1 protein-coding gene is annotated in these 11,068 nt (G+C 77.7%); it reads right to left on the reverse strand.

Translation table 11 applies throughout. The features are described 5' to 3' along the window. Positions 1 to 38: 38 nt before the first annotated feature. Positions 39 to 10,919 (reverse strand): type I polyketide synthase, encoded by a 10,881-nt coding sequence (locus tag ACFY0O_RS20185; RefSeq protein WP_388948159.1) that lies wholly within the window; start codon positions 10,917 to 10,919, stop codon positions 39 to 41. Positions 10,920 to 11,068: the final 149 nt, after the last annotated feature.

Raw genomic sequence — 11,068 nt, forward strand, 5'->3', positions numbered from 1 at the left:
TCTGTTCCTCAACGCGAAGGGATGGGCGTGCTGGTCGATCAGTGGGTGTCGAGCTCGCCGTCGAGCAGGTCGAAGAGTTCCTCGTCGGAGGCCTCGGCCACCTCGGCCTCGGCGCCGTCCCCGGCATCGGTTCCGGGGGCCGTCGCGCCGGGAGCGGAGCCGGGACCGGCGGAGGCCTCGCGCCATTTCGCGAGGAGCACCTCCAGCCGCAGGGCGGCGGTGGCGCGCGCGGCCCGGTCCTGCGGGGCGCGGGCGAACGCGGCCTCCAGGCGGTCGATCTCGGCGAGCAGCGAGGGGGCCGCCGCCTCGCCGTCCGGCCCGTCGGCGGGCAGCGCGGCCGCCAGGTGGCCGGCGAGGGCCTCCGGGGTGGGGTGGTCGAACAGCAGGCTCGCCGGGAGGCCGAGCCCGGTGGCGGCGCCCAGGTGGTTGCGGAGTTCGACGGCGGTCAGCGAGTCGAAGCCGAGGTCCCGGAAGGCCTGGGAGGCGCCGACGGCCTCGGCGGAGGTGTGGCCCAGCACGGCGGCCACCTGGGTCCGGACCAGTCCGAGGAGGATCCGCCGGCGCTTCTCGTCCGAGGCGCCCGCCAGCTGTGCGGCCAGCCGGCCGGTCCCGTCCGCGGGGTCGGCCGCCGGGCGGGCCGGGGTGCGGACCAGGCCGCGCAGCAGGGCCGGGACGGGCCGGGTGGCGGCGTCGCGGCGCAGGGCGGGCAGGTTCAGCCGTACGGGCAGCAGCACGGCCCCGGCGCCGTCGTCGGCGGCCGTCGTGTCCGCCGCCACGGCGACGGCCGCGTCGAAGAGGGCGAGGCCCTCGTCCGCGGCGAGCGGCGGGACGCCCGCCCGGGCCATGCGGGCGAGTGCCCCCGTACCGGCCGCGCCCAGCATTCCGTGCGGGCCCCCGGCGTCCGCCCAGGGGCCCCAGGCCAGGGAGAGGGCCGGGAGTCCCGCCGCCCGCCGGGAGCGGGCCAGGGCGTCCAGGCAGGCGTTGGCGGCGGCGTAGTTGGCCTGGCCGGCGGTGCCGAAGGTGCCGGCGAGCGAGGAGAACAGCACGAAGGCCGCGAGGTCCCGGTCCCGGGTCAGTTCGTGCAGGTGGAAGGCCGCGTCCGTCTTGGGGGCGAGGACCCGGTCGAGGCGTTCGGGGGTGAGCGAGCCGACGAGGGCGTCGTCGAGGACCCCGGCCGCGTGCACCACGGCGGTCAGCGGGTGTGCGGCGGGGACCGTGTCGAGCAGGGCGGCGAGCGCGGTCCGGTCGGCCGCGTCGCAGGCGGCCAGGGTCACCTCGGCGCCCAGCGCGCCCAGTTCGGCGGCCAGGTCGGCCGCGCCGTCGGCGTCGGGCCCGCGGCGGCTGGTCAGCAGGAGGTGCCGGGCGCCGTGGGCGGAGACCAGGTGCCGGGACACCAGCCGGCCCAGGGCGCCCGTCGCGCCGGTCACCAGGACCGTGCCGTCCGGGTCCAGGCCCAGGGGGGCGGCGGGGGCGGCGGGCACGCGTGCCAGGCGGGGCACGAGCACCGCGCCGTCCCGGACGGCGCACTGCGGCTCCCCGGTGGCCAGGGCCGCGGCCACCCGGGCGGGCGGCGTCCCGTCCGGTGCGGAGCCGGTCTCCGGGTCCGCGTCGAGGTCCACGAGGACGAAGCGTCCGGGGTGTTCGGACTGGGCGGACCGGACCAGACCCCACACGGCGGCGTGGGCCGGGTCCACCCGGGCCGCGTCCCCGGCGCCCGCGGAAACCGCGTTGCGGGTGACGAGGACCAGCGTCGAGGGCTCCTGCTCCCCCGCCGCGTCGGCCGCCGCCCACCGCTGTACGAGGGCCAGCGCGCGGGCCGTCGCGTACCGCACGGCGGCGGGCGTCCGCGCCGGGCGGTCCGGGAGCTCGGCGTCCAGGAGGACGACGTGCCCGGCGGCCGGGGTCAGGGGCGGGACCTCGGCCGTGGGTGCCTCGGTCCACTCGACGCGGAAGAGGGCGTCGCGGAAGCGTCCGGCCCGTGCGGCGGCGAGCTGCTCGGCGGAGACCGGCCGCAGGACCAGGGAGTCGACCCGGGCCACGGTCCGGCCGCCGGGGTCGGCTGCCAGCAGGGACACGGCGTCCGGGCCCGCGGGGGCGAGGCGGACCCGCAGGGCGGTGGGGCCGGCGGACGGGGCGGCGGTGACGCGGACCCCGGCCCACGAGAAGGGGACCCGCGCCTGGCCGGCGGAGGAGCCGGCCTCCGCGCCGAGCAGGCCCTCGTCGAGGGCGACGGCGTGCAGGGCCGCGTCGAGCAGGGCCGGGTGCAGCCCGAATCCGGAGACGTCGGTCCCCTCGGGCAGGGCCAGTTCGGCGAAGACCTCCCCGTCCCGGCTCCAGGCGGCGCGCACGCCCCGGAACAGCGGACCGTAGTCCAGCCCGAGGCCGGCCATCCGCTCGTACAGGGCGTCCGGGGACCCTTCGGGGAGGGGGACCGCCCCCGCCGGGGGCCACTCGGCCGGGGCGTCGCCGCCGTCGGGGGCCGGGGCGGCGGACAGGGTGCCGACCGCGTGGCCGGTCCACGGCTCGTCGGCGGGCGCGCCCTGCACCCGCGAGTGGATCTCCAGGGCGCGGCGGCCGTCGGCGTCGGGGGCCGCGACCCGGACCTGGAGCTGCACGGCCCCGTCCTCGGGGATGACGAGCGGCGCCCCCAGCGTGAGCTCGTCCAGCCGGTCGCAGCCGACGCCCTCGGCGCGGGCGGCGTGCAGGGCGAGGTCCACGAAGGCGGTGCCGGGGAGGAGCACGGCGCCCAGGACGGTGTGGTCGCCGAGCCAGGGGTGCGTCGCGAGCGAGAGCCGGCCGGTCAGGACGAGCCCTTCGCCGTCGGCGAGCGGAACGGCCGCGCCCAGCAGCCGGTGGTCCGCCTCGGCCAGCCCGGCGGCGCTGACGTCACCGGGGGCGGGGGCCGCCGCGAGCCAGTGGCGGGTGCGCTGGAAGGGGTAGGTGGGCAGGTCGGTGCGACGGGCGCCGCGGCCGGCGAAGTAGGCGTCCCAGTCGACGGGCGTGCCGTGGACGTGGAGCCGGGCCAGGGCGGCGGCGACGGCCGGGGCTTCGGCCCGGTCGGAGCGGAGCAGGGCGACGGCCACCGCGTCCTCGCCCCCGGCCTCCTGGGCGAGGGCGGTCAGGGCGCCCGCGGGGCCGACCTCCAGGTAGGTGCGGACCCCTTCGGCGGCCAGGGTGGTGAGGGCGTCGGCGAAGCGGACGGCCTCACGGACGTGGCGGACCCAGTACGCGGCCGAGCCGAACTCCTCGGCCGGGACGATCCCGCCGGTGAGGGTGGAGACGACCGGCAGGGCGGGGACGCCGAAGGAGAGAGACTCGGCCACGGTGCGGAACTCGGCCAGCACGGGGTCCATCAGCGGCGAGTGGAAGGCGTGGGAGACGGTCAGCGACTTGGTCCTGCGGCCTTCCGCCGCCAGCTGCCCGGCCAGCTCCGCGACCGCGTCCTCCGCGCCTGAGAGCACCACCGAGGCGGGCCCGTTGACGGCGGCGATCCCGGCCCGGTCCTCGAACCCGGGGAGCAGGGCCCGCACTTCCTCCTCCGAGGCCTCGACCGCCACCATGACCCCGCCGGGGAGCAGAGCCTGCATCAGCCGGCCACGGGCGGCCACCAGCTTCGCCGCGTCCTCCAGCGAGAACACACCCGCGACGTGCGCCGCCGCGAACTCCCCGACGGAGTGCCCGGCCAGGAAGTCCGGACGCACGCCCCAGGACTCCACCAGCCGGAACAGGGCCACCTCCACCGCGAACAACGCCGGCTGGGCGTACCGCGTCTCGTTCAACGTCTCCGCGTCCTCGCCGAACACCACCTCCCGCAGCGGGAGTCCGAGGTGCGGCTCCAGGGCCGCGCACACGGCGTCGAAGGCCTCCGCGAACACCGGGAAGGCGGCGTGCAGTTCGCGGCCCATACCGAGGCGCTGGCTGCCCTGGCCGGAGAACAGGACGGCGAGCTTCCCGCCACCGGGGGCGGCCACGGCCCGGACCAGCGCGTGCGAGGGGGTGCCCTGCGCCAGAGCGGTCAGGGCCTCCAGCCGTCCGGCCGGATCCGGTGCGAGGACGGCCGCCCGGTGGTCCAGGGCGGCCCGGCCGGTGGCCAGGGACCAGGCCACGTCCACCGGCGCCCGGTCGGGGTCCTGGGCGTACGGCAGGAGTGCGCGGGCCTGGGCGCGCAGGGCCTCGGGGGCCTTGGCGGACAGCAGCCACGGCGCCGCGAAGGGTGCGGCGCCGCCGGGCCGGGCGGCCTGTTCCCGGGCCTCTTCCGGGGCCCGCTCCGGGGCCTGTTCCAGGATGACGTGGGCGTTGGTGCCGCTGAAGCCGAACGAGGAGACGGCCGCCCTCCGGGGACGCGGGCCGTCCGTCCACGCGACGGGCCCGGTGAGGAGGCGCAGGGCGCCGGAGCTCCAGTCGACGTGCGGGGAGGGCTCGTCGGCGTGCAGGGTCGGGGGCAGGATGCCGTGGCGCATCGCCTCGACCATCTTGATGACTCCGCCGACGCCGGCGGCGGCCTGGGTGTGGCCGATGTTGGACTTCAGGGAGCCCAGCCACAGCGGCCGGTCCGCCTCGCGGTCCTGGCCGTAGGTGGCGAGGAGGGCCTGGGCCTCGATCGGGTCGCCGAGCCGGGTGCCCGTGCCGTGCGCCTCCACGGCGTCCACGTCCGCGGTCGCGAGCCTGGCGTTCGCCAGGGCCTGCTCGATGACCCGTTCCTGCGCCGGCCCGTTGGGGGCGGTCAGGCCGTTGGAGGCGCCGTCCTGGTTGACCGCGCTGCCCCGGACCACCGCGAGGACCGGGTGTCCGTCACGCAGGGCGTCCGAGAGCCGTTCCACCAGCAGTACGCCCACGCCTTCCGCCCAGCCGGTGCCGTCGGCGCCGGCGGAGAAGGCCTTGCAGCGGCCGTCGGCGGCCAGCCCGCGCTGGCGGCTGAACTCCACGAAGGCGCCGGGGCCGGCCATCACGGTGACGCCGCCCGCGAGGGCGAGGTCGCATTCCCCCTGCCGCAGGGCCTGGACGGCCAGGTGCAGGGCGACCAGGGAGGAGGAGCAGGCGGTGTCGACGGTGACGGCGGGTCCCTCCAGACCGAAGGTGTAGGAGAGCCGGCCCGAGATGACGCTGCCCGCGTTGCCGGTGCCGAGGAAGCCCTCCACCCCGTCGGGCACCGTCTGGAGGGAGGAGGCGTAGTCGTGGTACATGACGCCGGTGAACACCCCGGTGCGGGAGCCGCGCAGGGTGGCGGGGGCGATGCCGGCGCGTTCGAAGGCCTCCCAGGAGGTCTCCAGGAGGAGCCGCTGCTGGGGGTCCATGGCGAGGGCTTCGCGCGGGGAGATGCCGAAGAAGGCGGCGTCGAAGTCGCCCGCGTCGTACAGGAATCCGCCGCGCAGGGTGCTGCTGGATCCGGTGGCGCCGCCGCTCGCGGAGAGCAGGTCGAGGTCCCAGCCCCGGTCTTCGGGGAAGCCGCCGATGGCGTCGGTGCCGGCGGTGAGCAGCCGCCACAGGTCTTCGGGGGACCGCACGCCGCCGGGGTAGCGGCAGCCCATGGCGACGATGGCGACGGGTTCGTCCGTGGCCGTCCCGGTGGCGGCGGCCGGGCGGGTGCCGGCTTCGGGCCGCGGGGCGTCCGTCAGCCGGTGGAGGAGGTGGCGGGCGAGGGCGTCCGGGGTGGGGTGGTCGAAGACCAGGCCGGCGGGCAGTCGTACGCCGGTCGCGGAGGCGAGGCGGTTGCGCAGTTCGACGGCGGTCAGCGAGTCGAAGCCGAGCTCGCGGAAGGCCTGGCCGGGCGGGACGGATTCGGGGCGGTCGTGGCCCAGTACGGCGGCGGCGTGGGTACGGACGAGGTCGGACAGCAGGGCGGTGCGGCCGGCTTCGGGGAGCGAGTCCAGCCGGTCTGCCAGCGCGCCGCGGACCCGGTCGGGCGCGGTGGCCGCGGCGGCCTGCGTGCGGCGCACGGGGGCGGGGACGAGGGTGCGCAGCAGGGCGGGCAGGGTGCCCGTGCGGGCCTGCTCGCGCAGGACGGGCAGGTCCCAGCGGACGGGTACGAGGAGGGGGTGGGCGCTGTCCAGTGCGCGGTCGAGGAGCGCGAGGCCCTCGTCCGTCTCCAGGGCGAGGAGTCCGGAACGGCCGATGCGGCGCCGGTCGGCCTCGGCGAGGGCGGCGGTGAGCGTGCTGCTGCTCTCCCACAGGCCCCAGGCCAGGGAGAGCGCGGGCAGTCCGGCCGCGCGGCGGTGCTGGGCGAGGGCGTCGAGGGCGGCGTTGGCGGCGGCGTAGTTGCTCTGGCCGGGGTTGCCGAAGACTCCGGCGGCGGAGGAGAACAGGACGAAGGCGGAGAGGTCCAGGTCGCGGGTGAGGTCGTGGAGGTGGAGCGCGCCCTCGACCTTGGGGGCGAACACGCGCCGGATCCGCTGCGGGGTGAGGGCCGGGAGCACGCCGTCGTCGGTGGTGCCCGCCGCGTGGACGACGGCGGTCAGCGGGTGGGCGGCGGGGAGGTCCGCCAGCAGGGCGGCGAGCGCCGGCCGGTCGGTGACGTCGCAGGCCGCGGTGGACACCACGGCTCCGTGGGCGGTGAGTTCGGCCGCGAGCTCGCGCGCCCCGGGGGCGTCGGGGCCGCGGCGGCTGACCAGCAGGAGCCTGCGGACGCCGTGCCGGGTGACGAGGTGGTGCGCGACCAGGCGGCCGAGCGTGCCGGAGGCGCCGGTGACCAGGACGGTGCCGTGCGGGGGGAACACCGGGGCGGGGGTGTCCTCCGGCGGGGCTTCGGCGCGTACCAGGCGGGGCGCGAGGAGAGTTCCCGCGCGCAGGGCCAGCTGCGGTTCGCCCGTGGCGGCGGCGGAGGCGAGCAGGGCGGGGTCCGCGTCCGCGCCGCCGGGTTCGGTGTCGAGGAGGAGGAAGCGGCCGGGGTTCTCGGACTGCGCCGAGCGGACCAGCCCCCAGACGGCGGCCTGTGCGGGGTCGGCGCCCTCCGCCGGCCCGGTGGAGACGGCGCCCCGGGTGAGGACCAGCAGCCGGGAGTCGGTGAAGCGGGCGTCGGCGAGCCACTCCTGGACGAGGGCGAGGGCGGCCTGCGCGGCCTCGGCGGGCCGGTCGGCCTGGGGAACGCCGGCCCCGGCCGGCGCCGTGACGGCCACCGCCACGGTGGCGGGGACCGGCGCGTCCTCGGCGGGCAGGGCGGCGAGCGAGTCGAGCACGGCGACCGGGGTGGGCCCGGTGCCTTCCGCGGCGGGGGCCGCGGGGGTCCACTCCGGCCGGAACAGCCCGTCGCCGCCGGTGCCCGCCGCGGCGGCCAGCTGCCCGGCCGTCACGGGGCGCAGCGCGAGGGAGTCCACGGAGAGCACGGGGCGCCCCGTGCCGTCCGCGAGGAGCAGGGTGACGGCGCCCTCCGCGTCCGGTGCGGGTGCCAGGCGGAGCCTGAGCGTGCCCGCTCCGGTCGCGTGCAGGGTGACCCCGTTCCATTCGAAGGGGATACGGGGGCCGTCGTGCGGGCCGGTGCCGGCGAGGCCGGCGGTGTGGAGGGCGGCGTCGAAGAGTGCGGGGTGCAGTCCGAAGCCGGTGGTGGGGGTGCCGTCCGGCAGGGCGATCTCGGCGAACAGTTCCGCGCCGCGCCGCCAGCCCGCGCGGACGCCGCGGAAGAGGGGCCCGTACTCCAGGCCGAGGGCGGCCATCCGGTCGTAGAGGGCCTCGGGGTCGGCGGGTTCGGCGTCGGCCGGGGGCCAGGGGGTGAGCGCGGAGGGGTCCGGGAGGGCGGCGGGGGCGGTGGTGAGCAGACCGGAGGCGTGGCGGGTCCAGGTGTCGGCGGCGAGGGTCTCGTCGGGCTGGGAGTAGAGCCGTACGGCGCGCCGGCCGTGGGCGTCGGCGGCGTCCACGACGGCCTGGAGCCGCACGCCGCCCTGCGGGGGCAGCGGGAGCGGTGCCTCCAGGGTGAGGTGCTCGATCCGGCCGCAGCCGACCTGGTCCCCGGCGCGGACGGCCAGTTCGACCAGGGCGGTGCCCGGCAGCAGGGGGGTGCCCAGGACGCGGTGGTCGGCGAGCCAGGGGTGGGTGGCGAGGGAGACGCGGCCGGTCAGCAGGACGCCCTCGCCGTCGGTGAGGGTGAGGACGGCGCCGAGGAGGGGGTGGTCGGCGGGGCGCAGGCCCGCGCCGGAGAGGTCGCCGGTGGCGGGCCGGGTCTCGAGCCGGTACTCCTCGCGCTGGAAGGCGTAGGTGGGCAGGTCCACGGGGCGGGCGCCGCGGCCCGCGAAGACGGCCGGCCAGTCGACGGGGGTGCCGTGGACGTGGAGGCGGGCGAGGGCGGCGGTGACGGCCAGGCCGTCGGGCCGGTCGGCGCGCAGGGCGGGGACCACGACCGCGTCCTGGTCGAGGAGGTCGGCGGCCAGGGCGGTCAGGACGCCGCCGGGGCCGATCTCCAGGAAGGTGCCGGCCCCTTCGGCGGCCAGGGAGGCGACCGCGTCGGCGAAGCGCACGGCCTCGCGGGCGTGCCGCACCCAGTACCCGGCGGAGCCCAGCTCCTCGGCCGGCACGGGACGGCCGGTCAGGGTGGAGACGACGGGCAGGGCCGGGGCGGCGCAGGACACGCCGTCGAAGGCCCGGCGGAACCCGTCCAGCATCGGCTCCATCAGCGGCGAGTGGAAGGCGTGGGAGACCGGCAGTTCCCGGCTCTTGCGGCCCTGGGCGACGAGCGGTGCGACGACCGCGGCGACGGCCTCGGCGGTGCCCGAGACCACCACGGACGAGGGCCCGTTGACGGCGGCGACGCCCGCCCGGTCCGCATACCCGTCCAGCAGCTCCCGTACCTCCTCCTCGGAGGCCTCCACGGCGGTCATCACCCCGCCGGCGGGCAGGGCCTGCATGAGCCGGGCCCGGGCGGCCACCAGCCGGGCCGCGTCCTCGAGGGTGAACACCCCGGCGACATGGGCGGCGGCGAGCTCGCCCACCGAGTGTCCGGCCAGCAGGTCCGGGCGGACGCCCCAGGACTCCACCAGCCGGAACAGCGCGACCTGGAGGGCGAAGAGGGCCGGCTGGGCGTTGACCGTGCGGTCGAGCGCGCCGGGGCCGGGCGCGAACACCGCCTCCTTGACGGGGTGTTCGAGGTGCGGGTCCAGGGCTGCGCAGACGGCGTCGAAGGCCTCGGCGAACACGGGGAACGCCGCGTACAGTTCGCGGCCCATGCCGGGGCGCTGGCTGCCCTGGCCGGAGAAGAGGAACGCGGTGCGGGCGCGGGGCAGGACCACGCCCGTGGCCGTGCTGCCGTCCGCCGTGTCGGCGGGGGTCTCGCCGCGGGCCAGCAGGTCCAGGGCGCGGCGCAGGCCTTCGGGGTCCGCGGCGACGATCGCGGCGCGGTGGTCCAGTGCGGCCCGGGTGGTGGCCGTGGCCAGGCCGAGGTCGGCGAGGGCCTGTCCGGGGTGGTCGGCGGTGTGGCGCAGGAGGCGGGCGGCCTGCCCGCGCAGGGCGGCCGCGGTCTTCCCGGACAGCAGCACGGGCGTGTACCCGGACCCGGTGGCCGACGGCGCGTGCGCCTCGGGGGCGGGCTCGGCGTGCGGGGGTTCCTCCAGGACGACGTGGGCGTTGGTGCCGCTGAACCCGAACGAGGAGACGGCGGCCCGGCGGGGCCGCTCGCCCTCCGTCCACGGGACGGGCTCGGTGAGCAGGCGTACGGCGCCCGAGGACCAGTCGACGTGCGGGGACGGGGAGTCCACGTGCAGGGTCCTGGGGAGCAGGCCGTGGCGCATGGCCTCGACCATCTTGATCACTCCGCCGACTCCGGCGGCGGCCTGGGTGTGGCCGATGTTCGACTTGAGGGAGCCGAGCCACAGGGGGCGTTCGGCCGGGCGGCCCTGTCCGTAGGTGGCGAGGAGGGCCTGGGCCTCGATCGGGTCGCCGAGGGTGGTGCCCGTTCCGTGGGCCTCCACGGCGTCGACGTCGTCGGGGGTCAGCCGGGCGTCGGCGAGGGCGTGGCGGATGACGCGCTGCTGGGAGGGGCCGTTGGGGGCGGTGAGGCCGTTGGAGGCGCCGTCCTGGTTGACGGCGGAGCCGCGGACGAGGGCGAGGACGGGGTGGCCGTTGCGGCGGGCGTCGGAGAGGCGTTCCACCAGGAGCATGCCGAGGCCCTCGCCCCAGCCGGTGCCGTCGGCGGCGGCCGCGAAGGGCTTGCAGCGGCCGTCGGCGGCGAGGCCGCGCTGGCGGCTGAAGTCCACGAAGGAGGTGGGGGTGAGCATGGTGGTGACGCCGCCGGCGAGGGCCAGGTCGCATTCGCCCTGGCGCAGGGCCCGGACCGCCAGGTGCAGGGCGACGAGGGAGGAGGAGCAGGCGGTGTCGACGGTGACGGCGGGGCCTTCGAGGCCGAAGGTGTAGGACACGCGGCCGGAGACCACGCTGGCGGCGCTGCCGGTGCCGATGTGGCCGTCGACGTCCTCGACGGCCTGCTGGAGCAGGGCGGAGTGGTCGTGGTACATCACGCCGGTGAACACGCCCGTCCGGCTGCCCTTGAGGGAGGTCGGGTCGATGCCGGCCCGTTCGAAGGCCTCCCAGCAGGATTCCAGCAGGAGGCGCTGCTGGGGGTCCATGGTGAGGGCCTCGCGGGGCGAGATCTCGAAGAGGCCGGCGTCGAAGAGGCCGATGCCGTCGAGGAATCCGCCCTCGCGGACGTGGCTGGTGCCCCGGGTGTCCGGGTCGGGGTCGTAGAGCGCTTCCAGGTCCCAGCCCCGGTCCGCGGGGAAGGCGGTGATGGCGTCGCCGTCCTCGGCCAGGAGCCGCCAGAGTTCCTCGGGGGTGGTGATGCCGCCGGGGAAGCGGCAGCTCGTCGCGACGATGGCGATCGGTTCGTGCCGGGCCTCGTCGAGGTCGCGCAGCCGCTCGCGGGCGTCGTGGAGGTCCGCGGACACCCGCTTGAGGAAGTAGCGGAGTTTTTCCTCGTTGTTGTTCGCCTGAAGGTCAGTCACCTTGGGTCACCTTTTGCATCGAGCCCGAGCTGGCCGTGGGCCGTGGGCGGTGGGGCCGTGGGGCCGTGGGGCCCGGACGGTCGGGGGCCGGGGCCGGGGCCGGGGCCGCGGGGGCCGCGTCGGCGGGGGGAGGGATGGGGGCCGGAGCC

This window comes from Streptomyces sp. NPDC001594 (assembly GCF_042893675.1).
Lineage (GTDB): Bacteria > Actinomycetota > Actinomycetes > Streptomycetales > Streptomycetaceae > Streptomyces.